Here is a 21,831-nt window from a genome sequence, read left to right as displayed (position 1 = left end):
TCACAGCCTTGCAGGGGCCGGGAACAACGGCACGTTATCCCGGGTAACTCCGGCAGGGAAGGGGTGAGTGTGTGAAACTGACTTCGTGCGCGAAGACGGAAAAATCAAGGTATTCCTCCTGGACGACCACGAAGTGGTACGTCGGGGCGTCCACGAGCTCTTGTCGGTCGAAGAGGACATCGAGATCGTCGGCGAGGCCGGTACGGCCGCGGACGCCCTGGTCCGGATTCCCGCCACCCGTCCCGACGTGGCGGTCCTCGACGTCCGGCTGCCCGACGGCAGCGGAGTGGAGGTGTGCCGCGAGGTGCGCTCCCAGAACGAGGACACCAAGTGCCTGATGCTGACCTCCTTCGCCGACGACGAGGCACTGTTCGACGCGATCATGGCCGGCGCCTCGGGCTACGTGCTCAAGGCGATCCGCGGCAATGAGCTGCTCAGCGCGGTGCGCGACGTCGCCGCCGGCAAGTCCCTGCTGGACCCGGTCGCCACCGCCCGCGTGCTGGAGCGGCTGCGCGACGGCAAGAACGGCAGGCGCGACGACCGGCTCTCCCACCTCACCGAGCAGGAGCGGAAGATCCTCGACCTGATCGGCGAGGGCCTGACCAACCGCGTCATCGGCGAGCGGCTGCACCTGGCCGAGAAGACCATCAAGAACTACGTCTCCAGCCTGCTGTCGAAGCTGGGCATGGAGCGCCGCTCCCAGGCCGCCGCCTACGTGGCCCGCCTGCAGGCCGAGCAGCGCTAGACGGCCCCGCCGGCCCGGGCTCGGGCTCCCGCCGGGACCCTCCGTCACGTGCCGTGACGCCCGGTGGCCGCGCTGTTCCCCGGTGCGCGCCGTGTCATTCGGGACCAACGTCCCCGATCGTCGGGGCGGGCTCCTCTTTCCCGGCGGGACGGCGCCGGCGGACAGTGGACGGCATGTCCTCCGAGGAACTCCACGCCATCGAACTGCTGCGGCGGGTGCCGTACGGCCGAGTGGCCACCAGCATGCGCGCGCTTCCCTTCCTCGCCCTCGCCCGCCACATCGTGGTGGACGGCAGGGTCGTCCTGAGAATGCACTCCGGCTTCGGCCACCACCAGGCGTGCAACGGCAGCGTGGTGGCCTACGGGGCGGACAACTTCAATTCCGGGGAGCCCCGGCTCTGGTCGGTGCAGTTCACCGGAACGGCGCAGCTCGTCGAGCCGGCCACCGCGGAACTGGAACTATTCGGTCCGGGTCCGCATTTCGTGGACGGCGCCCTCTTCGACCCCGTCTATCTGCGTATCGAACCCCAGTTCATCACCGTGCACGCGCTCGCCGGGAATCCGGAACGGCAGTACCAGCACGCGCTCTGAACCCTTCTGTGCACCTCTGACCAGGCATGACGCGAATACGGGAACGGGCCCGGCGGAATTGATCCGCCGGGCCCGTTCCCGTACAGCCGTGTGGTCCGTCACTCGTCGAACAGGCCGCCGGCGCCGCCCGTCTCCGTGGGCTTCGTCGGCGCAGTCGTCGGGGGCTTCGTCGGCGGGGTCGTCGAGGGCTTCGTCGACGGCGAACTGGACGGCGAGGTCGAACCGGTCGGCGAGTGCGAGGCGGTCGGCGAGTTCGTGGGGCTGAAGCTCTGCGTCCGACTGCGGGTCGGCACGGGCTGGTTGTCGTTGTTCGAGGGCGTGGTCTCCGCGGTCTGGTGCGAAGGCTGGGAGTCCGGGGACTTGGACGCGCTCGGCGCGACGCTGGAGCTCGGCTTGGTGCCCGGCGTCTGCTTCCCGTCGCTCTTGCCGCCCACGCTGTTGACGGCGAAGGCCACGCCGCCCGCGATCGCGACGATCGCGAGCACCGCGAACAGCCACATCTTCCAGCGGCTGCCGCTGCCGCCGCGGTCGTCATAGCCGTCGTAGCCGCCGCCGTTGCCGCCGGGGCCGCGGCCGCCGGGGAACGCCGAGCCGTCGTCCGGGTTCAGCGGCGGCACCATCGGCTGCTGGAACTGCGAGGTCGAGGCGTGCGAGGGGTACTGCTGCGGACCGCCGTTCCCGGCCACCGGCATGACCGTGGTGGCGCCGGCCCCGCCCCGGCCGTGCGGCAGGCTCATGCTGACCGGACCGGTGTTCCAGGTGCCGGTGTTCGGCCCCTGGTCGTGCAGCATCTGCAGTGCGTACTGGACCAGCCCGCGCATCTCCTCGGCGCTCTGGAACCGGTCGTCCGGGTCCTTGGCGAGGGCGCGCATGACGAGTCCGTCGAGCTCCTGCGGGAGGTGGCGGCCCTCCGGCAGCTGCGAGGGCGGCACCGGCGCGTCCTGGACGTGCTGGTAGACCACCGACAGCGGGGTCTCGCCGGTGAACGGGGGCCGCAGCGCGAGCAGTTCGTAGATGAGACAGCCGGTCGCGTACAGGTCGGAGCGGTGGTCCACGGCCTTGCCGAGGGCCTGCTCGGGCGACAGGTACTGCGGGGTGCCCATGACCATGCCGGTCTGGGTCATCGTCGACTGGACGCCGTGCAGGGCGCGGGCGATGCCGAAGTCCATCACCTTCACCGCGCCGGCGTCGGTGATGATGACGTTCGCCGGCTTGATGTCGCGGTGCACGATGCCGTGCTGGTGCGAGTACGCGAGGGCCTCGAGCACGCCCGAGGTGATGATGAGCGCCTGCTCGGGGCCCGGCGCCTCGGCGCTGACCAGCAGGTCGCGGATGGTGCGGCCCTCGACCAGCTCCATCACGATGTACGGGACGGTGTTGGGGCCGACCCGGTCCTCGCCCGAGTCGTACACGGCGACGACGGCGTGGTGGTTGAGCCCGGCGACGGACTGTGCCTCGCGGGTGAAGCGGGCCTTGGACACCGGGTCCTCGGCCAGGTCGGCGCGCAGCAGCTTCACGGCGACGGTGCGGCCCAGCCGTACGTCCTCGGCCGCGAAGACCTCGGCCATGCCGCCCCGGCCCAGCCGGTGCGTCAGCCGGTAACGGCCGTCTCCCACCAGGCCGCCTGCGCCCCAGTGCTCAGGACCATCGGTCATCCCGGCGCCGTTTCCCTCGGGTTCGGGTGCCATCAGTCCTCGCCGTCGTCTCTCTCGGCCGCCGCTCAGCGGTAGTCCTCTTCCATGGTGCTCCGACGAACGCTACAGCCTCGGAACCGGTCACCGTTCGGACAAGGCCGCCCTGTGCCCATGTGGTCACGGAACGGGTACCTGGCTTGACGTGTGCTTGCCCTCGGGCAGACTGGGCGCCATATGCGCCCGGCCAGCGGCGTGGGGACACATCCCGAGGGGAAGCAACAGTCATGAGCCAGGACGGCACTCAGGGCCAGTACGCGGGCGGCTCTCTGGCCGGTGGCCGTTACCAGCTAAGGGACTTGCTGGGCGCGGGCGGCATGGCCTCGGTGTACCTGGCGTACGACTCGGCCCTCGACCGGCAGGTCGCCATCAAGACCCTGCACAGCGACCTCGGCCGGGAGCAGTCCTTCCGCGAGCGGTTCCGCCGCGAGGCCCAGGCTGTAGCGAAACTGTCGCACACGAACATCGTCTCGGTGTTCGACACCGGTGAAGGCGAAGTGACGTTCAGCGGCTCCGGCGCGGGCGACGGCGCCGTGATGCCCTACATCGTCATGGAATACGTGGAAGGGCAGCCCCTCGGCTCGGTGCTGGAGGCGGACATCCGCCAGTACGGGGCCATGCCGGCGGACAAGGCCCTGAAGGTGACGGCCGATGTGCTGGCCGCCCTGGAGACCAGCCACGAGATGGGGCTCGTCCACCGCGACATCAAGCCCGGCAACGTCATGGTGAACAAGCGCGGCGTGGTCAAGGTGATGGACTTCGGCATCGCCCGCGCCATGCAGTCGGGCGTCACCTCGATGACGCAGACCGGCATGGTCGTCGGCACCCCGCAGTACCTCTCGCCCGAGCAGGCGCTGGGGCGCGGGGTCGACGCCCGCTCCGACCTCTACTCCGTCGGCATCATGCTGTTCCAGCTGCTGACCGGGCGGATCCCCTTCGACGCCGACTCGCCGCTTGCCATCGCGTACGCCCACGTGCAGGAGGAGCCGGTCGCCCCGTCCTCCGTCAACCGTTCGCTCACGCCGGCGATGGACGCGCTGGTGGCGCGGGCCCTCAAGAAGAACCCGAACGAGCGTTTCCCCACGGCCGCCGCCATGGGCGACGAGGTGGCGCGCGTGCTGGGCTCCGGGCAGACCGGGGCGCCGGTCATCGTGCAGGGCCAGGGGCCCCTGAGCAGCGGTGCGGGCGTGGCCTCGGCCGTGTTCCCGCCGGTGGACTCCGGCTTCCAGGCGCCCCCGCAGTCGGTGCAGCAGCCGTACCAGGCTCCGCACGCCCCGACGCCGGCCCCGTACGCGCCGACGCCGGCCCCCCAGGCGCACGCCCAGGGCGGCTACGCCTACCCGCACACGCCCCCGCCGCAGCAGTACGCGCCGCAGACCCCGCCGCCGTACACGATCTCCCCGGCGAGCGCGGCGAGCCAGTCCGGGCCGTCCGGCGACAAGCGGAACATGCCGGTGGTCGCGGGCGCGATCGCGGTGGCGCTGCTGGCCGTCGGCGGTCTGATCGCGGCGATCGCGATGAACGGGGACGAGGACAAGGGGGGCCCCACGGCGAACCCGGGGAGCTCCACGGGCGCCTCCGCCTCGGCCTCGGCCAAGGCCGGGTTCAAGGGGCCCGACACCACGCGCACGATCGACCCGAAGAAGTGCTCGGAGCCGGTGAAGCACTACAGCGAGGCCGGCAAGTACTCCGCGCCGGACCTCAAGTACAAGAACCTGCTCTCCGTGAAGGAGTGCATCCAGGCCTCGCGCGGCAAGTACAAGATCGAATACAAGGACGAGGCGGTCTACGGCAAGGACACGGTGCTGATCCAGTCGCCGGCCGCGGGCGACAAGATCGACAAGGAAGGCACGGAGTACACGCTGACCGTGTCGACCGGCAATCCGGAGTAACCCCCGGCGATTCGGCGATTCGGCGCAATCCGGAGCGCTTCCGAGTGCTTCGGAGAGGTCCGCAGCAGAGGCGCATCACGACACACCGGCATCCCGGGCACCCTGATGGGGCGCCCGGGATGCCGGTTTTGCCCCGTTATGTAAATCTGAGCGCATATCTCTGACGCTGAGCGAGCGTCTCGGCCGCTCGGGACGGGAGGGGCTCCCCGTGATCCAAGGATTCCGCCCGTCCCGCTGGCTGGCCTGTGCCGCACTGGTCACCGCCGCGCTCGCCCCCGCCGCCTCCGCCTCCGCGGGCCCCTTCACCCTGGCCTTCGGCTCCGCCCCGCGCACCTCACCCGCCGCACCCCCCTCGCCCGCCCCGTCGGACGACGGCTACCGGGAGCTCGCCGGCAGCGCCGCCGGAGTCGGGCGGGAGCGGCCCGGCCGCCCGGCCGGCGAGCCCGCCAACCCGGAGCTGGTCGTGGCCGCCCGGCCCCTGCCGGTCCGCCCGCAGGCCCGGCCCACACACCCGGCTCCGCCGCCGACTCCGCCACCGCCGGCCGTGGCGCCGAGCCCGCCCGGGCAGGTCACCGCCCTCGGCACCGAACCGAACGACCGGGCCGCCGACCTGGCCGCGCACATACTGCCCCTCGGTACCGGATTCGCCCTGATGGGACTGGGTCTGGGCTACCTGGGCGTACGCCTGCGCCGGAGCATCTAGCCCGGCGGAGCACCGGGGTCCCCCTTCCGGCGTACGCCTGAGGATGGTTGCCGAGAGTGAACATACTCGGTATACATACTCAGTATGTCGATCCGTCACGGGCTTCTCGCCCTGCTGGAACGGGGTCCTCGGTACGGCTCCCAGCTGCGCACCGAGTTCGAATCCCGCACCGGCTCCACCTGGCCGCTCAACGTCGGGCAGGTCTACACCACCCTTGCCCGCCTCGAACGCGACGGTCTCGTCGCCCCCGACGGCGAGGACACCGCCGGGCACACCCTGTACGCCATCACCGACACCGGGCGCACCGAGCTGCGCCAGTGGTACGAGCGTCCCGTCGACCGGGCCAACCCGCCCCGCGACGAGCTCTCCATCAAGCTCGCGATGGCCGTGGGCGCGCCCGGAGTGGACATCCGCGCCGTCATCCAGTCCCAGCGCCACGCCACGATCAAGGCGATGCAGGACTACACCCGGCTCAAGGCCACGGCACTCGCCGCGGTCGAGAGCGGGCAGTCCCGCGAACGCGACGACGTGGCCTGGCTGCTCGTCCTGGAGCAGCTGATCTTCCAGACCGAGGCCGAAGCCCGCTGGCTCGACCACTGCGAAGCCCGGCTCGTACGGCTCTCCCTGCCGGCCGACCGGAGAGCCGGCGAACCCGAACCGCCCCAGGCCGCCGCTGCCGAGACCCCGGCCCCGACCACCACCCGGCCCCGTACCGCCCCGCGGCGAGGCTGAACCACCGTCCCAGGGGGGACCCCTCATGCCTGATCAGCCCCAGCCCCAGCAACCCGTACTGCAGTTGGACCAGCTCGTCCGCACCCACGGCAGCGGCGCCACCGAGGTGCACGCCCTGCGCGGGATCAACCTCTCCGTCTACCCGGGCGAACTCGTGGCCGTCATGGGGCCGTCCGGCTCCGGCAAGTCCACGCTGCTGACCCTCGCGGGCGGCCTCGACATCCCGAGCAGCGGGCGGGTCGTCGTCGAGGGCACCGACATCACCACGGCGAGCCGCAAGCAACTGGCCGCCCTGCGCCGCCGCAGCATCGGCTACGTCTTCCAGGACTACAACCTGATCCCGGCCCTCACCGCCGCCGAGAACGTGGCCCTGCCCCGGGAACTCGACGGGACCTCCGCCCGCAAGGCGCGGGTGTCCGCGCTCGCCGCGCTGGAGGAGATAGGCCTCGCCGCACTCGCCGACCGCTTCCCCGACGAGATGTCCGGCGGCCAGCAGCAGCGCGTGGCCATCGCCCGCGCCCTCGTGGGCGACCGCCGCCTGGTCCTCGCCGACGAGCCCACCGGCGCCCTCGACTCCGAGACCGGCGAGTCGGTCCTCTCCCTGCTGCGCTCCCGCTGCGACGCGGGCGCGGCCGGGATCCTCGTCACGCACGAGCCGCGGTTCGCCGCATGGGCCGACCGCGTGGTCTTCCTGCGCGACGGCACCGTGGTCGACGAGACCCTGCGCAGCCGGCCCGACTCGCTCCTCTCCGGGCAGGCGGCCGGCCAGTGACCTTCTCGATCCAAGGCTGGTACCACTCCTGGGTCGCGGCCCTGCGCATCGCCCGCCGCGACGCCTGGCGCTCCAAGGGCCGCAGCGCCCTGGTCCTCGCGATGATCGCCCTGCCGATCGTCGGCGTGAGCGCCGCCGATCTCACCCTGCGCAGTGCCGAACTCTCCCCCGAGCAGACCCTCTCGCGCCAGATCGGGACCGCCGACGCCCGGGTGAACCACTCGCGCCTGGGCGTGGCCGTCTACCAGCTGCCGGACGGATCCAGTTACGCGCCCGTCGGCGGTTACGAGAAGCTCGACGGCGCGTCGGTGCCGGAGAAGGCCCCGCAGGAGCTGGACACGTCCGCGCTCCCGGCCGGGACCCAGGTCGTCAAGGACTCCGTGGGCTTCGGCAAGGTCCGCACCAAGCACGGTCTGCTGGACACCGATCTGCACGAACTCGACACGCAGAGCCCGCTGGTGGACGGCATGTTCACGCTCGACCGCGGCCGGCTTCCCGAGCGCGCCGGCGAGGTCGCCGCCACCACCAGGTTCCTGGAGCACTCCGGCCTCTTCGTCGGCTCCACGGTCACCCCGCGCGGCGCGACGGCCTCGTACCAGATCGTCGGCGCGTACGAGCTTCCCAGCAAGCTCGCCAAGGACGAGATCCTCGCCCCGCCGGGAACCCTGATCGCCCCGCTCGACCGGGCGCTCGAGGCCTCCGGAGCCGCCGGACTCCGGCCCAACGTCAGCTACCTGGTCAAGGTCGGCGGCGACGGTTTCACGTGGAACATGGTCAAGGCGGCCAACGCCAAGTCCCTGGTGGTCGTCTCCCGCGCCGTCCGCCTGAACCCGCCCGCCGATGCCGACGTGCCGCTCTACCAGCAGGAATCCAAGGAGCAGTACCAGCTGGACGCGGCCAGCACCTCCGACATGGCCGTCGTGGCCACCGTCGTGGGTCTCGCCATGCTGGAGATCTGCCTGCTCGCCGGACCGGCCTTCGCGGTCGGCGCCCGGCGCTCGCGCCGCCAGCTCGGCCTGGTCGGCGCCAACGGCGGCGACCGGCGCCACATCCGCTCCATCGTGCTCTCCGGCGGCCTGGTCATCGGAGCCGTGTCCGCCGTCATCGGCACCGTCGTCGGCGTGGTGCTCACCATCGCGCTCCGCCCCGTACTGGAGGACCAGCTCGGCGTCCGCTTCGGCGGCCTCGACTTCCGCCCGCTGGAACTGGCCGCCATCGCCCTGCTCGCCGTGGTGACCGGCCTGCTGTCCGCGATCGTCCCCGCCGTCACCGCGTCCCGGCAGACCGTGCTGGCCTCGCTGACCGGCCGCCGCGGAGTGCGCCGCGCCAACCGGGTGCTGCCGGTCCTCGGCCTGCTCGCCGTCGCCGGCGGCGCCGTGATCGCCCTGTACGGCACCGCGTCGAAGATGGGCGCCACCGTCGTCGCGGGCGGCAGCGCCATCGCCGAACTCGGCATCGTCGCCCTCACCCCGGTCCTGGTCGGCCTGTTCGGCCGGCTCGGACGCTGGCTGCCGCTGTCGCCGCGGCTCGCGCTGCGCGACGCCGTGCGCAACCGGGGGCGTACGGCGCCCGCCGTGGCCGCGGTCCTGGCCGCCGTCGCCGGCACCGTCGCGGTGGCCACGTACGAGCACAGCCGGGACCTGCAGATGCGGCACGAGTACGTCGCCGACCTGCCGCACGGCACCGGGCTGCTGGCAGCAAGGGAGAACAGCGCCCACAAGGAGGTGCCGGCCCTGCGCCAGGCCCTCTCCAAGGAGCTCCCGGTGGCGGTGCGGGCGGACTTCGACCGGCTGGTCGTCGGCATGCCGAGCTGCGAGCCGTACTCCCGGGAACCCGGCTGCGGCCGCGTCGAGATCATCAAGCCCAAGGAGCAGCGCTGCCCGCTCTACGACACCCCCGGGGGACCCTCCGCCTTCCCTGAGGCGCAAGCCCGGGAACTGCGCCAGGACTGGCGCTGCGTGGAGGGCAGGTTCGGCATCCAGAACTCGGTGGTCGTCGCCGACGAGAAACTGCTGAGCGTGCTGGCGGTCACCGACCCGGGTTCCGTGGCGGCTCTCAAGGAGGGCCGCGCCGTCTCCTTCGACAAGCGCCAGGTCAAGGACGGCAAGATCAACCTGCGGCTGGTCATCGCCAAGGAGGGCGTCAGCTCCCATGCCCCCATCGGCGAGGATCCGGCCGGTGAGGACAAGATCCTCCCCGTCCACCTGGCGCCCGAGACCGCCGACGGCTGGGGCATCGAACTGGTCCTGCCCCCCGCTGCGGCCAAGGCCGCCGGGCTGACCACGGCGGCGTCCGGTTCGTACTTCACCCTCGACGGGACGGCGAGCAGCGAACAGCGGCAGCGGATGGCCGGGGAGATCGACCGGATGGGCGTGGAGGCCACCATGCGCATCGAAGCGGGCTACCAGGGCAACGACAGCCTGGGGCTGCTCGCCCTGACCGTCTTCGCGGGCCTGGTCACCATCGGCGCGGCCGGCATCGCCACCGGGCTCGCCCAGGCCGACGCCGAGGCCGATCTGAAGACCCTGGCGGCCGTGGGCGCGGCGCCGCGGGTGCGGCGGACGCTGAGCGGCTTCCAGTGCGGGGTGGTCGCCCTGATGGGCGTCGTCCTGGGCTCGGCGGCCGGGATCCTGCCCGCGGTCGGTCTGCGCATGGTGCAGCGGCGGGAACTGGACGCGCTCTACGAGCACCAACTCAACAACGGCTACGTTTCGGCGCAGGAGGCCGTGCCCTACGTACCGATCTCCGTGCCGTGGGAGACCCTCGCCCAGCTGATCGTCGTCGTCCCGCTGGGCGCGGCCCTGCTCGCGGCGCTGGTCACCCGCTCCACCGGCGCCCTGGCCCGCCGGACCGCGGGGTAATCCTGGTGCCCCCGTACAGGGTGGATCACGACTGTACGGGGGCACACCGTGTGAGAACGAAGGTGTGCGAGAGAATGACGGCATGGAGATGCCGAGGAGTGAACGGTCGCAGGACAGCCCCCCGCACGTCCTGATCGTGGGACAGGACGGGACGGCGGTCGGCGACGCCGATGACGAGTCGCGCGAGGTCCCGGTGACGGAGATGGTCGAACAGCCCGCCAAGGTCATGCGGATCGGCAGCATGATCAAGCAACTCCTGGAAGAGGTACGTGCCGCGCCTCTCGACGAGGCGAGCCGGGTCCGGCTCAAGGACATCCATGCCGCCTCGGTGAAGGAGCTGGAGGACGGTCTGGCCCCGGAGCTCGTGGAGGAACTGGAGCGCCTGTCCCTCCCGTTCACCGAGGAGGCCATTCCCTCCGAGGCCGAACTGCGCATCGCGCAGGCCCAGTTGGTGGGCTGGCTGGAGGGCCTCTTCCACGGCATCCAGACGGCCCTGTTCGCGCAGCAGATGGCCGCGCGGGCCCAGCTGGAACAGATGCGGCGCGCCCTCCCGCCGGGCGGCCCCCACGACGACGACGATGACGGCGGCCACGGCGCGATCCGCTCGGGCCCGTACCTGTAGCGCGACCCGGCGGGGCTGGATCTTCCAGCCCCGCCGGCGTTTTGAGGCGCGGGGGCGGGCGGATCCCCGATCCTGGAGCCCCGACCCCTGAGCCGCACCGGCCCCCGCCCGAGGCTCCGATAAGTGCGGCTCCCCGCAGGGGACATGGCCGACGCATACTCTGGGGCATGAGCTACGACGCGATCGTGCTGGCCGGCGGCGCCGCGCAGCGACTCGGCGGGGCGGACAAGCCCGCGCTGAGCGTCGGCGGCCGCGCCCTCCTCGACCGCGTCCTCGACGCCTGCCCCGATGCCCGGACCACGGTCGTGGTCGGCGGCCGCCGCCCCACCGCGCGCCCGGTGCACTGGACCCGGGAGGACCCGCCCGGCGGCGGCCCCGTGGCCGCGCTGGACGCAGGGCTGCGCGGGACCACCGCCGAGCTGGTCCTCGTACTCTCCGCGGACCTGCCGTTCCTGGACCGCGAGACCGTACGGGCCCTGCTCGACGCGCCCGGCCCGGACGGCGCGATGCTGCGCGACCCCGACGGCCGGGACCAGCCGCTGGTCGCCGCCTACCGCGCCGAGCCCCTGCGCCGCGAGATCGCCCTGCTGGCCGCCGAGCACGGCAACCTGACCGGGCTCCCGCTGCGCGCGCTCACCTCCGAACTGGACCTCGCGCGCGTCACGGCACAGCCACTCGCCTCCTTCGACTGCGACACCTGGGACGATCTCGCCGCCGCCCGCGCCCGGATCAGGGAGCATGGAACCGTGCTGGACCAATGGATCACCGCCGCCAAGAACGAGCTGGGCCTCGACCTCGACGTCGACGTCAAGACCCTGCTCGATCTCGCCCGGGACGCCGCCCACGGCGTCGCCCGGCCCGCCGCCCCGCTGACCACCTTCCTGGTCGGTTACGCGGCCGCCCAAGCCGCCGCCACCGGCGCCGACCCCGCCCAGGCCGTCGCCGAAGCCTCCCGCAAGGCCGCCGACCTGGCGCTGCGCTGGGCGGCCGAGGCCGAGGCCGACGCGGGTACCGGCGCAGAGGGCGACGCCGCCGCCGAACAGAACGGCTCCGGATGACCCCCGCGAACTCCGCCGAGGAGGCCCTCGACCAGGCCCTGGCCCTGGTCAGCCGCGCCCCCGGGGGCGGCGGGGCGGGCGGCCACCGGGCGGTCTCCTGGCCGCGCGCCCGGGAGGCCGCCGTCCGCGCCGGGGCCGGGGTGCGGGCCCGTACGCACCGGGTTCCGCTCGCCGACGCCCTCGGCGAGGTCCTGGACGCGCCCCTGGACGCGCTGACCGACCTGCCGTCCTTCGACACCTCCGCCATGGACGGCTGGGCCGTCGCCGGTCCCGGCCCCTGGAGCGTCCGTACCGGCGCCGGGGTCCTGGCCGGTGCCGACCGGCCCGAGCCCCTCGCGGACGGCGAGGCCGTACGGATCGCCACGGGCGCCCGGATCCCCACCGACACCACCGCCGTCATCCGCAGCGAGCACTGCCGCGAGGCCGGCACCCAGCTCTTCGCCGACCGGCCCGTCCTCACCGGCCAGGACATCCGCCCGCGCGGCCAGGAGTGCCGATCCGGAGACCTGCTGCTGCCCGCCGGCTCCCTGGTCACCCCGGCCGTGCTCGGGCTCGCCGCGGCCGCCGGGTACGACGAGCTGACCACCCGGCCCCGGCCCCGTGTGGAGGTCCTGGTCCTCGGCGACGAGCTGCTCACCGAGGGCCGCCCGCACGACGGGCTGATCCGCGACGCCCTCAGCCCGATGCTCGGCCCCTGGCTCGCGCGGCTGGGCGCCGAGGTCATCGGCACCCGAAGGCTCGGCGACGATCCCGCGGGGGCCGCAGCCCTGCTGGAAGCCGTCACCACCTCCACCGCCGACGTGCTGGTGACCACCGGCGGCACCGCTTCCGGGCCCGTCGACCACGTCCACCCCGTCCTGCGGAAGGCGGGCGCCGAGCTGCTGGTCGACGGGGTGGCGGTACGCCCCGGGCACCCGATGCTGCTGGCCCGCATCGGCGACCGGGCCGACGGGCGGCACCTGGTCGGGCTGCCCGGGAACCCCCTGGCAGCCGTCTCCGGGCTGCTGACCCTCGCCGAGCCCCTGCTGCGCGCCCTCGCCGGCCGCCGCAACCGCCCCCGCTACACGGCGCCGGTCCAGGGCGACGTACCTGGCCACCCGTACGACACACGGCTGGTCCCGGTCCTGCTGAGCGAGGAGCACGCGGTGCCGCTGCGCTACCACGGCCCCGCGATGCTGCGCGGGGTGGCCGCCGCCGACGCGCTGGCCGTCGTACCGCCGAAGGGCGCCCGCTCCGGGCAGGACCTGGAGATCCTCGATCTGCCGTGGGCTTCCGGAGGATGTTTCACGTGAAACTTCACGGTCAGGACGCGATGGCCCGCGAAGCCGACGAGAAGCTCGTCTCCCGGCGCATCAAACTGCCCAATCGCATCGTCGAACAGCCGCTGAGGCAGGTCACCAAGCGCCTGCTGATGGCCCTGTTCGTGCTCTTCCTGACGGTCTTCATCGTGTGGCTGGACCGCGACGGCTACCACGACAACGCCAACGAGCAGGTCGACCTCCTCGACTGCTTCTACTACGCCACCGTGACGCTGTCGACGACCGGCTACGGCGACATCGTCCCGTACAGCGACAGCGCGCGGCTGATCAACATCCTGCTGATCACGCCGCTGCGCGTGCTGTTCCTGATCATCCTGGTCGGTACCACCCTGGAAGTCCTGACGGAACGGACGCGGGAAGAGTGGCGGCTGAAGCGCTGGAGGAAGAACTTGCGTGAGCACACGGTCGTTGTCGGCTTCGGCACCAAGGGCCGCTCGGCCCTGCTGACGCTGCTGGCCACCGGCCTTTCCAGGGAGCAGGTCGTCATCGTCGACCCGAGCGCCAAGGTGATCGACACGGCCAACGCGGAGGGCTTCACCGGTGTGGTCGGCGATGCCACCCGCTCCGAGGTGCTGCTGCGCGCCGAGTTGCAGAAGGCCCGTCAGATCGTCATCGCCACCCAGCGGGACGACACGGCGGTCCTGGTCACGCTGACGGCCCGGCAGCTCAACCGCGGGGCGAAGATCGTCGCGGCGGTGCGCGAGGAGGAGAACGCCCCGCTGCTGCGCCAGTCCGGCGCCGACGCCGTCATCACGAGCGCGAGCGCGGCCGGCCGGCTGCTGGGCCTCTCGGTGCTCAGCCCGAGCGCGGGTGCCGTGATGGAGGACCTGATCCAGCAGGGCAGCGGCCTCGACCTCATCGAACGGCCCGCCCGCAAGTCCGAGGTCGGCAAGTCGGTACGGGACACCGACGACCTGGTGGTGAACGTCCTGCGCGGGCACCGGCTGCTCGCGTACGACGATCCGCACGCGAGCCCGATCCAGCTGACGGACCGTCTCATCACCATCGTCCGGGCGACACCGCCGTCCTCGCCGCCCATCACACGGGGCTCTGCCGAGTAGGGGCGACTGTGGCGTAGCCTCCGGGCCATGCATGCGATCACCATCGAGCAGCCCGGCGGCCCCGAGGCCCTCGTCTGGACCGACGTACCCGATCCGGTGGCAGGCGAGGGCGAGGTCCTCGTCGAGGTCACGGCGAGCGCCGTGAACCGCGCCGACCTCCTCCAGCGGCAGGGGTACTACGACCCGCCGCCCGGCACCTCGCCCTATCCGGGACTGGAGTGCTCCGGGCGGATCGCCTCGATCGGGCCGGGGGTGTCCGGCTGGTCGGTGGGCGACGAAGTGTGCGCCCTGCTGGCGGGCGGCGGGTACGCGCAGCGGGTGGCCGTTCCGGCGGGCCAGCTGCTGCCGGTCCCGGCGGGCGTGGACCTGGTGACGGCGGCCGCGCTGCCCGAGGCCGTCACGACGGTGTGGTCCAACGTGTTCATGGTGGCCGGACTGCGCCCCGGCGAGACCCTGCTCGTGCACGGCGGGTCCAGCGGGATCGGGACGATGGCGATCCAGCTGGCGAAGGCGGTGGGCGCGACGGTCGCCGTGACGGCGGGCGGCCCGGAGAAGCTGGCGCGCTGCAAGGAGCTGGGCGCGGACATCCTGATCGACTACCGCGAGCAGGACTTCGTGGCGGAGCTCAAGGCGGCGACGGGCGGGGCCGGCGCGGACGTGATCCTGGACATCATGGGCGCGAAGTACCTCTCCCGGAACGTGGACGCCCTGGCCGTGAACGGCCGCCTCGCGGTGATCGGGCTGCAGGGCGGCGTGAAGGCCGAACTGAACCTCGGAGCGCTGCTCTCCAAGCGTGCGGCGATCACCGCCACCACGCTGCGGGCCCGCCCGCTGGAGGAGAAGGCGGCCATCGTCGCGGCCGTACGGGAGCACGTGTGGCCCCTGGTCTCGGCCGGCCGGATCCGCCCGGTGGTCCACGCGGCCTACCCGATGCAGGATGCGGCCGAGGCCCACCGGGTCCTGGAGTCGAGCAGCCACGTGGGCAAACTCCTGCTCACGGTCTGAGGCCGGGCGGGGTTCCGCTGCGCGGAGCCCCGCCCTTTCGCTCTTCCCGGACCGGGTGCTGCTACAGGCTGCGCAGCAGGACCGCCGGGGATTCCACGCAGTCGGCGACGTAGCGGAGGAAGCCGCCCGCCGTGCCACCGTCGCAGACCCGGTGGTCGAACGTCAGGGACAGCTGGACGACCTGGCGGACCGCCAGCTCACCCTTGTGCACCCACGGCTTCGGCATGATCCGGCCCACCCCGAGCATCGCCGCCTCCGGGTGGTTGATGATCGGCGTGGAGCCGTCGACCCCGAACACCCCGTAGTTGTTCAGGGTGAAGGTCCCGCCCGTCAGGTCGGCAGGGGCCAGCTTCCCGGCCCGTGCCAGCTCCGTCAGACGGGCGAACTCCGCCGACAGGGACTCCGGGTTCCGGTTCTGCGCGTCCCGGACCACCGGGACCATCAGGCCCCGCTCGGTCTGTGCGGCGAAGCCCAGGTGCACGGCCGGGAGGCGGACGATCTCCTTCGCCTCGAGGTCCACCATGGAGTTGAGCTCCGGATAGCGGGCCAGCGCCGCCGTGCAGATCCGGGCCAGCAGCGCCAGCACCGAGATCTTGGGGCCGCCCACCGCGTTCATCGCGGCGCGGGCCGCCATCAGCTCGGTGGCGTCCGCGTCGACCCAGCAGGTGGCGTCCGGGATCTCCCGGCGGCTGCGCGACAGCTTCTCGGCGACCGCACCGCGCACGCCCTTGAGCGGGATCCGCTCGCCCTGCACCGCCACGGCCGCGACGGGGGCCGGAGCCGGCGCCCGCAGCGCGGCCAGCGCCGCCTCGACGTCCGCCCGCAGGATCAGCCCCTCCGGGCCCGACCCGCGCAGTGCACGCAGGTCGACGCCGTTGTCCTTGGCCAGCTTCCGCACCAGCGGCGAGATCACCGCGACGGGCCCGGCGGCCACGGCGGCGACGGCGGTCGCAGCCGTGACGGCGGTCGCGGCGGGTACGGCAGGGACGGCAGGGACGGCAGGCGCCGTGACCTCGGCGGTGACGGGTCGCACCCGTCGCCGACGCGCCGGGCGCGAGTGGTCCGAGCCGTAACCGATCAGGGGCCGCGGCGCGCTGCCGGAGCCTTCCGCTTCGGCCGCCGGGACCTCCGGGAGCGTCTGCGCACCCACCGCAACGGTGATCAGCGGAGCCCCGACCGGCAGTTCCTGCCCCTCCTCGCCGAAACGGGCGGTGACCACTCCGCCGTACGGGCAGGGCACCTCCACCATCGCCTTCGCCGTCTCGACCTCGACGACCGGCTGGTCGATGGCGACGACGTCGCCCACCGCCACCAGCCAGCGCACGATCTCGGCCTCGGTGAGGCCCTCACCGAGGTCCGGCAGCTTGAATTCCATGACCTGCGGCATCAGTTCTCCCACTGCAGGCGTGCCACGGTGTCCAGGATCCGGTCGACTCCGGGCAGGTGGTGCTTCTCCAGCATCGGCGGCGGATACGGGATGTCGAAGCCCGTCACCCGCAGCACCGGCGCCTCCAGGTGGTGGAAGCAGCGCTCCGTGACGCGGGCGGCGATCTCCGCGCCCGGTCCGCCGAAGCCGTTCGCCTCGTGGACGACCACCGCGCGCCCGGTGCGGCGCACGGACTGCACGACCGTCTCCTCGTCGAAGGGGACCAGCGAGCGCAGGTCCACGACCTCCAGGTCCCAGCCCTCCTCGCGGGCCGCCTCGGCGGCCTCCAGGCAGAGCGGCAGCGAGGGCCCGTAGGTGATCAGCGTCGCGCTCGTACCCGTCCGGCGGACCAGGGCCTTGCCGATGCCCGGCACGGCCGCCGGCGCCTCGGGGGACCAGTCGGCCTTCGACCAGTAGAGCCGCTTCGGCTCCAGGAAGACCACCGGGTCGTCGCTCGCGATCGAGGCGCGCAGCAGCCCGTACGCGTCCTCGACCGTCGCCGGGGTCACCACGTGCAGGCCGGGCGTCGCCACGTAGTACGCCTCGGAGGAGTCGCAGTGGTGCTCCACGCCGCCGATCCCGCCGCCGTACGGCACGCGGATGGTGATCGGCAGCGGCATCGCGCCGCGCGTCCGGTTGCGCATCTTCGCCACGTGCGAGATCAGCTGCTCGAACGCCGGGTACGCGAAGGCGTCGAACTGCATCTCCACCACCGGCCGCAGCCCGTACATGGCCATGCCGACCGCCGCACCCAGGATCCCGGCCTCCGCGAGCGGGGTGTCCGTGCAGCGGTCCTCGCCGAACTCCTTGGCGAGCCCGTCCGTGATCCGGAAGACCCCGCCGAGGGTGCCGACGTCCTCGCCCATGACGTGGACCGTCGGGTCCTCGGCCATCGCGTCGCGCATGGCCCGGGTCAGGGCCTGCGCCATCGTCGAGGGCTTGGCCCCCGGCTTCGCGGACTTTGCCGCCGCCACCGTCGTCACGCCTGGTCCTCGGCTTCCAGCTCTGCACGGAGCATGGCCGCCTGCTCGCGCAGCCGGTCCGTCTGCTCCGCGTACACGTGCGCGAACAGGTCCATCGGGTCCACCACCGGGTCCGCGTTCATCCCGTCGCGGAGCGCCGCGGCCATCACCTCGGCCTCGTCGCGCGCCGCCTGGATGCCCGCCTCGTCGATGATCCCGCGCGCGGTCAGCTCGCGCTCCAGGAGCACGATCGGGTCGTGCGCCTTCCAGGCCTCGACCTCGGCGTCACCGCGGTAGCGGGTCGCGTCGTCGGCGTTCGTGTGGGCCTCCATCCGGTACGTGACCGCCTCGATCAGCGTCGGACCACCGCCGGCCCGGGCCCTGCGGACCGCCTCGGTCAGCACCTCGTGCATCGCCGCGATGTCGTTGCCGTCGACCAGCCGGCCGGGCATCCCGTACCCCACGGCCTTGTGGGCCAGCGTCGGGGCGGCGGTCTGCTTGGCGAGCGGCACGGAGATCGCGAAGCCGTTGTTCTGCACGAGGAAGACCACGGGGGCCTGCCAGACGGCGGCGAAGTTCAGCGCCTCGTGGAAGTCGCCCTCGCTGGTGCCGCCGTCGCCGACCATGGCGAGGGCGACGACGTCGTCCCCGCGCAGCCGGGCCGCGTGCGCCAGGCCCACCGCGTGCGGCAGCTGGGTGGCGAGCGGGGTGGACAGCGGGGCTATGCGGTGCTCGCGCGGGTCGTAGCCGGTGTGCCAGTCGCCGCGCAGCAGGGTCAGCGCCTGTACGGGGTCCAGCCCGCGCGCCACGGCCGCCAGGGTGTCGCGGTAGCTCGGGAACAGCCAGTCCTGGTCCTCCAGGACCATCGCGGCCGCGATCTCGCAAGCCTCCTGGCCGACGGTGGAGGGGTAGACGGCGAGCCGGCCCTGCTTGGTGAGCGCCGTGGCCTGGGCGTTGTAGCGGCGGCCGCGCACCAGCTCGGCGTAGCAGCGCCGCATCAGCGCGGGGTCCAGCCGGTCGGCCGCCTCGGTGCCCAGGACCCGGTAGGGCTCGGGGTCCGGGAGCAGCGGAGCGGCGTCCGTACGGGGCCTCCAGGCGGGCGGCGGGGTGGGACGGTGGGACGCACCGGCACCGGGCAGCTCTTGGACCGTCATGGCGGCGTACACCTCCTCGTGGGAAGCGGGCTGGGGCACCCCCAGCGGTGGCTGGGGGAAGCGACGGCTCGGGTGTGAGGCGCCTCACCTACCGATTGTTCGGTTGTCCGCGCAATTTGGCTACAGGCGGCTCCAGGCTGTGGACAAACGGGCGCCGGGGCCCTGGGATGGATGCAGGACGTCCAGGAGAGGGAGGCATCGGGCAATGCCGGATGAACAAATGGCCGGAGCTGGTTCCGCACCGGTTCCACCGGGGGGCGCCCCGGGCGCACCCGGTGCCCCGGGGGTCCCTCCGGTCGCACCCCGTCCCCTGGACCCGATCGACCGGTCGATCATGCGGCTGCTGCAGGCGGACGGCCGCGCGTCGATACGGTCGGTGGCGGAGCAGGTGCACGTCTCGCGCGCGAACGCCTACGCCCGCATCAACCGGCTCATCGACGACGGAGTGATCCGCGGTTTCACGGCCCGCGTCAACCACGAACGCGCGGGCCAGGGCGCATCCGCCTACATCACCCTGAAGATCGTCCAGAACTCCTGGCGGACGGTCCGCGAGCAGCTGCGCGAGCTTCCGGGGGCTGCCCACATCGCCCTGGTCAGCGGTGACTTCGACGTCCTGCTGCTGGTGCACACGCCGGACAACCGGACGCTGCGCGAGCTGGTCCTGACCCGCCTCCAGGCCATTCCCGAGGTCCTCTCCACGCGCACCCTGCTGGTCTTCGAGGAAACGGATCTCCTGGACTCGGGGCGGGGACCGGGCGCCGGGGCCCAGGCGATCTCCGAGGAGTAGGCCGTACGCGCGACAGCGCCCCGGGAATGGGCCGTGAGGGCCGTTCCCGGGGCGCTGTGCGCGGTGTCTGCCGGACGCCTACCGGTGGATCACCGGGTGTCGTAGAAGCCGGACAGGTCGACCACGAGGTCGGTGCCCTCCCAGCCCTGGTTCCAGAAGTCGACGACGCCGTGCCTGCCCGTGTCGGCCCGGACCAGGTTCGCGACGGTCTCGCCCTTCGTCCAGTTCAGCGTTCGCCCAGGGGGTGGCACCCGCGGGTCAGCGGGTGGTGCGCAGGCCGTCCAGGGCCATGCTGACCACTGCGTCGGCGAGTTGGTCCTGGCCGGTTCCCGGATGCGGGCGGTACCACTCGACGAGGGAGTTCACCATGCCGAAGAGCAGGCGGGTGGCCAGCCGGATGTCCACGTCCGCCCGGAGGTCTCCGTCCGCCGCGGCGGCCTTGAGCAGGTCGGCCACCTGGTGGTCGAACTCGCGGCGGCGTTCCAGCGCCCAGCGCTCGGTCCGGGTGTTGCCGCGCACCCGCAGCAGCAGCGTCACGTACGGCAGCTCGGAGACCAGCACCTCGACCGTGCGGCGCGTGACGTACTCGACGCGCTCGACCGCCCGGCCGCGGACCGCGCCCGGCTCCTCCAGCACCGCGAAGAGCCCGTCGAGGGCCCGGCTGACGGCGCGCCGCAGCAGCTCCTCCTTGCCCGTGACGTGGTGGTAGATCGAGGACTTCGAGATGCCCGCGGCCTTGGAGAGGTGCTCCATCGAGGTGCCGTCGTAGCCGCGCTCGTTGAAGACCTGGACGGCCACGGACAGCAGCGTCTCGGGGGTGTACGTGTCCCGCTTGGCCGTGGTCATTCGGCCTCCTCCTCGTCGCCCGCCGCGTAGCCCAGCTTGAACAGCGCCAGCGAGGGCGCGTACCGGCCGCCGGGACAGCGCTCGTCGAGGTGGTGGAGCAGGTCGTAGGCCCAGTCCCGGCCGAGCCGGTCGTGCCATTCGGCGGGGCCGACGGGGTAGTTCACGCCGAGCCGCATCGCCGTGTCGATGTCCTCGGCGGAGGCCACGCCGCGGGCCACGGCGTCCGCCGTGAGGTCGATCAGCATCGCGACGGTCCGGGCCACGATCATGCCGGGGACGTCGCCGATGACGGAGACCTGCTTGCCCAGCTTCTGGAAGAGGCCGATCGCCTCGGCGAGGGTCCGCTCGCTGGTGTCCTCGCTGGCGGAGAGCGCGATCCGGGTGGCGCCGCGGTAGTCGAACGCGAGGTCGAAGTACACGACGTCCGCGAACTCGACCGAGGTCTTCCCGTCCGCCAGGACCAGCTGGCCCTCCCCGGGCAGCTGGATGTACGGACCCCCGTGCTCGGTGGCCGTCACCGCGATCCCGGCCTCCTCCAGCAGGTCGGCCAGCTCCGCCGCGGGTCCGAGGTCGCCCACCACGGTGACCTTGTCCGGGGCCTCCTCGGGTCCGGCGGTGTGCGGCTGCGCGGAGACGGCGTCCGGGCCGTACGGGAACCAGCCGTGGCCCGACTTGCGGCCGAGGCGGCCCGACTGGACCATCCGGCGCTGCGCGAGGGAGGGGGTGAACTTGGGGCTGCGGAAGAAGGACTCCCACACGGAGCGGGTCACGGCCTCGTTGACGTCCTGGCCGATCAGGTCGGTCAGCTGGAACGGGCCCATCTTGAAGCCGCCGCTCTCGCGGAGCACGGCGTCGATGGTGGCCGGATCGGCGCCCTGCTCCTCGTACACCGCGAAGGCCTCGGCGTAGAAGGGGCGGGCGATCCGGTTGACGATGAAGCCGGGGGTGTCGGCGCAGCGGACCGGCGTCTTCCCCCAGCCGAGGACCGTGCGGTACGCGCGCTCGGCGGCCGCCGGGTCGGTCGCGAAACCGCTGACCACCTCGACGAGCGGGAGGAGCGGGGCCGGGTTGAAGAAGTGCAGGCCGAGGAAGCGGCCGGGGTGCGCGAGCCCGGCGGCGAGCTCGGTGACCGAGAGGGAGGAGGTGTTCGTGGCCAGCAGCGCGTCCGGCGCGACCACCTCTTCGAGTGCGGCGAAGAGCGCCTGCTTGACGGTGACGTTCTCGACGACCGCCTCGATGACGAGGGCGGCCCCGGCGAGGTCCCCGAGGGCGGCCGCCGCACCGATTCGGCCGATCGCGTCCTCGGCCTCGGCCCGGTCGAGACGGCCCTTGGCGGCCATCCGGTCGACGCGGTCCTGCACGAAGCCGACGCCGTCTGCGGCGAGGGTCGCGTCGATGTCGTAGATCAGCACGCGGTGACCTGCGAGAAGGGCGACCTGGGCGATGCCCTGGCCCATGGTGCCCGCTCCGACGACCGCCACAGTGCGGGACCGCTCGATTGCTGTCATGTCCTGATCCTCCCGCACCGACTTATCCACAGGTCCGCCGGGCCCTCTTGTCCCGACCGATCGTTCGGTTACTCTAACTCCAGTCTGCTCTTCTTCG

At 72.6% G+C, this 21,831-nt stretch carries 20 protein-coding genes; 13 read left to right on the top strand and 7 right to left on the bottom strand.

All coding sequences use genetic code 11. The annotated features are described in order from the left end of the window. Nucleotides 1–85: 85 nt before the first annotated feature. The gene (locus OG472_RS23545; RefSeq protein WP_401609901.1) at nt 86–745 is read left to right on the top strand and encodes a response regulator; all 660 of its coding nucleotides are present in this window, start codon (nt 86–88) and stop codon (nt 743–745) included. 173 nt (nt 746–918) lie between these two features. Then, nucleotides 919–1,335, top strand: a complete 417-nt coding sequence (locus OG472_RS23540) for a pyridoxamine 5'-phosphate oxidase family protein (protein WP_405941999.1) — start codon at nt 919–921, stop codon at nt 1,333–1,335. 98 nt (nt 1,336–1,433) lie between these two features. On the opposite strand, the gene OG472_RS23535 is transcribed toward OG472_RS23540, so the two are convergent. Further along, entirely contained in the window at nt 1,434–3,023 is a 1,590-nt protein-coding gene (locus OG472_RS23535; RefSeq protein WP_405941998.1) for a protein kinase domain-containing protein, read from the bottom strand. Nucleotides 3,024–3,253: 230 nt separating this feature from the next. On the opposite strand from OG472_RS23535, the gene OG472_RS23530 reads away from it, so the two are divergent. The 10 genes from OG472_RS23530 to OG472_RS23485 all read left to right on the top strand — a co-directional run bounded on the left by OG472_RS23530 (nt 3,254) and on the right by OG472_RS23485 (nt 15,051). Further along, nucleotides 3,254–4,918 (top strand): protein kinase domain-containing protein, encoded by a 1,665-nt coding sequence (locus tag OG472_RS23530; RefSeq protein WP_401609909.1) that lies wholly within the window; start codon nt 3,254–3,256, stop codon nt 4,916–4,918. A 208-nt stretch (nt 4,919–5,126) separates the two neighbouring features. Next, nucleotides 5,127–5,621, top strand: coding sequence for a hypothetical protein (locus OG472_RS23525; RefSeq protein WP_405941997.1), 495 nt, complete (start codon nt 5,127–5,129; stop codon nt 5,619–5,621). Between the two features lie 84 nt (nt 5,622–5,705). Beyond that, nucleotides 5,706–6,353 (top strand): PadR family transcriptional regulator, encoded by a 648-nt coding sequence (locus tag OG472_RS23520; protein WP_401609914.1) that lies wholly within the window; start codon nt 5,706–5,708, stop codon nt 6,351–6,353. A gap of 25 nt (nt 6,354–6,378) precedes the next feature. After that, nucleotides 6,379–7,125, top strand: a complete 747-nt coding sequence (locus tag OG472_RS23515; protein WP_401609917.1) for an ABC transporter ATP-binding protein — start codon at nt 6,379–6,381, stop codon at nt 7,123–7,125. 8 nt (nt 7,126–7,133) lie between these two features. Continuing rightward, a complete protein-coding gene (locus OG472_RS23510; RefSeq protein WP_405834913.1) occupies nt 7,134–9,986 on the top strand; it encodes an FtsX-like permease family protein in 2,853 nt (950 codons plus the stop codon). An 82-nt stretch (nt 9,987–10,068) separates the two neighbouring features. Further along, on the top strand, nt 10,069–10,608 hold the full coding sequence (locus OG472_RS23505) for a bacterial proteasome activator family protein (RefSeq protein WP_319731183.1): 540 nt from the start codon (nt 10,069–10,071) through the stop codon (nt 10,606–10,608). A 167-nt stretch (nt 10,609–10,775) separates the two neighbouring features. Further along, nucleotides 10,776–11,666 carry an NTP transferase domain-containing protein gene (locus tag OG472_RS23500; RefSeq protein WP_405941996.1) on the top strand — a complete coding sequence of 297 codons (891 nt, stop codon included), beginning with the start codon at nt 10,776–10,778 and terminating at the stop codon, nt 11,664–11,666. Then, nucleotides 11,663–12,958 carry a molybdopterin molybdotransferase MoeA gene (locus tag OG472_RS23495; protein WP_401609921.1) on the top strand — a complete coding sequence of 432 codons (1,296 nt, stop codon included), beginning with the start codon at nt 11,663–11,665 and terminating at the stop codon, nt 12,956–12,958. The genes OG472_RS23500 and OG472_RS23495 overlap by 4 nt, the downstream gene beginning before the upstream one ends. Next, on the top strand, nt 12,946–14,046 hold the full coding sequence (locus tag OG472_RS23490) for a potassium channel family protein (RefSeq protein WP_405941995.1): 1,101 nt from the start codon (nt 12,946–12,948) through the stop codon (nt 14,044–14,046). Before OG472_RS23495 ends, OG472_RS23490 begins: the two co-directional genes overlap by 13 nt. Nucleotides 14,047–14,073: 27 nt before the next feature. Further along, complete coding sequence (locus OG472_RS23485) at nt 14,074–15,051, top strand: NAD(P)H-quinone oxidoreductase (protein WP_383565190.1); 978 nt, start codon at nt 14,074–14,076, stop codon at nt 15,049–15,051. Between the two features lie 61 nt (nt 15,052–15,112). Here the strand turns inward: OG472_RS23485 and OG472_RS23480 are convergent, their stop codons facing one another. From OG472_RS23480 to pdhA, 3 genes are read right to left on the bottom strand one after another with little or no spacing between them, the layout of a single operon-like run. Beyond that, nucleotides 15,113–16,438 (bottom strand): dihydrolipoamide acetyltransferase family protein, encoded by a 1,326-nt coding sequence (locus tag OG472_RS23480; protein ID WP_405831096.1) that lies wholly within the window; start codon nt 16,436–16,438, stop codon nt 15,113–15,115. Further along, on the bottom strand, nt 16,438–17,406 hold the full coding sequence (locus OG472_RS23475) for an alpha-ketoacid dehydrogenase subunit beta (RefSeq protein WP_327419339.1): 969 nt from the start codon (nt 17,404–17,406) through the stop codon (nt 16,438–16,440). Before OG472_RS23475 ends, OG472_RS23480 begins: the two co-directional genes overlap by 1 nt. A gap of 50 nt (nt 17,407–17,456) precedes the next feature. Next, a complete protein-coding gene (gene pdhA / locus OG472_RS23470; protein ID WP_383565186.1) occupies nt 17,457–18,593 on the bottom strand; it encodes a pyruvate dehydrogenase (acetyl-transferring) E1 component subunit alpha in 1,137 nt (378 codons plus the stop codon). A gap of 205 nt (nt 18,594–18,798) precedes the next feature. Between pdhA and OG472_RS23465 the strand changes: the two genes are divergently transcribed. Then, complete coding sequence (locus tag OG472_RS23465; RefSeq protein ID WP_405941994.1) at nt 18,799–19,380, top strand: Lrp/AsnC family transcriptional regulator; 582 nt, start codon at nt 18,799–18,801, stop codon at nt 19,378–19,380. A gap of 89 nt (nt 19,381–19,469) precedes the next feature. On the opposite strand, the gene OG472_RS23460 is transcribed toward OG472_RS23465, so the two are convergent. From OG472_RS23460 to OG472_RS23450, 3 genes are read right to left on the bottom strand one after another with little or no spacing between them, the layout of a single operon-like run. Continuing rightward, entirely contained in the window at nt 19,470–19,631 is a 162-nt protein-coding gene (locus OG472_RS23460) for a hypothetical protein (RefSeq protein WP_401609934.1), read from the bottom strand. A gap of 7 nt (nt 19,632–19,638) precedes the next feature. Continuing rightward, complete coding sequence (locus tag OG472_RS23455) at nt 19,639–20,226, bottom strand: TetR/AcrR family transcriptional regulator (protein ID WP_383565180.1); 588 nt, start codon at nt 20,224–20,226, stop codon at nt 19,639–19,641. After that, nucleotides 20,223–21,734 (bottom strand): 3-hydroxyacyl-CoA dehydrogenase, encoded by a 1,512-nt coding sequence (locus OG472_RS23450; protein ID WP_405941993.1) that lies wholly within the window; start codon nt 21,732–21,734, stop codon nt 20,223–20,225. Before OG472_RS23450 ends, OG472_RS23455 begins: the two co-directional genes overlap by 4 nt. Nucleotides 21,735–21,831 lie beyond the last annotated feature (97 nt).

The sequence above is a fragment of the Streptomyces sp. NBC_00207 genome, from assembly GCF_045160965.1.
Classification (GTDB): domain Bacteria; phylum Actinomycetota; class Actinomycetes; order Streptomycetales; family Streptomycetaceae; genus Streptomyces.
This window is presented reverse-complemented; position numbering and strand designations above follow the sequence as displayed.

Coding starts and splice junctions, on each gene's coding strand:
- OG472_RS23540 (WP_405941999.1), top strand. CDS start 919: ATGTCCTCCGAGGAACTCCACGCCATCGAACTGCTGCGGCGGGTGCCG.
- OG472_RS23535 (WP_405941998.1), bottom strand. CDS start 3,023: ATGGCACCCGAACCCGAGGGAAACGGCGCCGGGATGACCGATGGTCCT.
- OG472_RS23530 (WP_401609909.1), top strand. CDS start 3,254: ATGAGCCAGGACGGCACTCAGGGCCAGTACGCGGGCGGCTCTCTGGCC.
- OG472_RS23520 (WP_401609914.1), top strand. CDS start 5,706: ATGTCGATCCGTCACGGGCTTCTCGCCCTGCTGGAACGGGGTCCTCGG.
- OG472_RS23515 (WP_401609917.1), top strand. CDS start 6,379: ATGCCTGATCAGCCCCAGCCCCAGCAACCCGTACTGCAGTTGGACCAG.
- OG472_RS23505 (WP_319731183.1), top strand. CDS start 10,069: ATGGAGATGCCGAGGAGTGAACGGTCGCAGGACAGCCCCCCGCACGTC.
- OG472_RS23500 (WP_405941996.1), top strand. CDS start 10,776: ATGAGCTACGACGCGATCGTGCTGGCCGGCGGCGCCGCGCAGCGACTC.
- OG472_RS23495 (WP_401609921.1), top strand. CDS start 11,663: ATGACCCCCGCGAACTCCGCCGAGGAGGCCCTCGACCAGGCCCTGGCC.
- OG472_RS23490 (WP_405941995.1), top strand. CDS start 12,946: ATGTTTCACGTGAAACTTCACGGTCAGGACGCGATGGCCCGCGAAGCC.
- OG472_RS23485 (WP_383565190.1), top strand. CDS start 14,074: ATGCATGCGATCACCATCGAGCAGCCCGGCGGCCCCGAGGCCCTCGTC.
- OG472_RS23480 (WP_405831096.1), bottom strand. CDS start 16,438: ATGCCGCAGGTCATGGAATTCAAGCTGCCGGACCTCGGTGAGGGCCTC.
- OG472_RS23475 (WP_327419339.1), bottom strand. CDS start 17,406: ATGGCGCAGGCCCTGACCCGGGCCATGCGCGACGCGATGGCCGAGGAC.
- pdhA (WP_383565186.1), bottom strand. CDS start 18,593: ATGACGGTCCAAGAGCTGCCCGGTGCCGGTGCGTCCCACCGTCCCACC.
- OG472_RS23465 (WP_405941994.1), top strand. CDS start 18,799: ATGCCGGATGAACAAATGGCCGGAGCTGGTTCCGCACCGGTTCCACCG.
- OG472_RS23455 (WP_383565180.1), bottom strand. CDS start 20,226: ATGACCACGGCCAAGCGGGACACGTACACCCCCGAGACGCTGCTGTCC.
- OG472_RS23450 (WP_405941993.1), bottom strand. CDS start 21,734: ATGACAGCAATCGAGCGGTCCCGCACTGTGGCGGTCGTCGGAGCGGGC.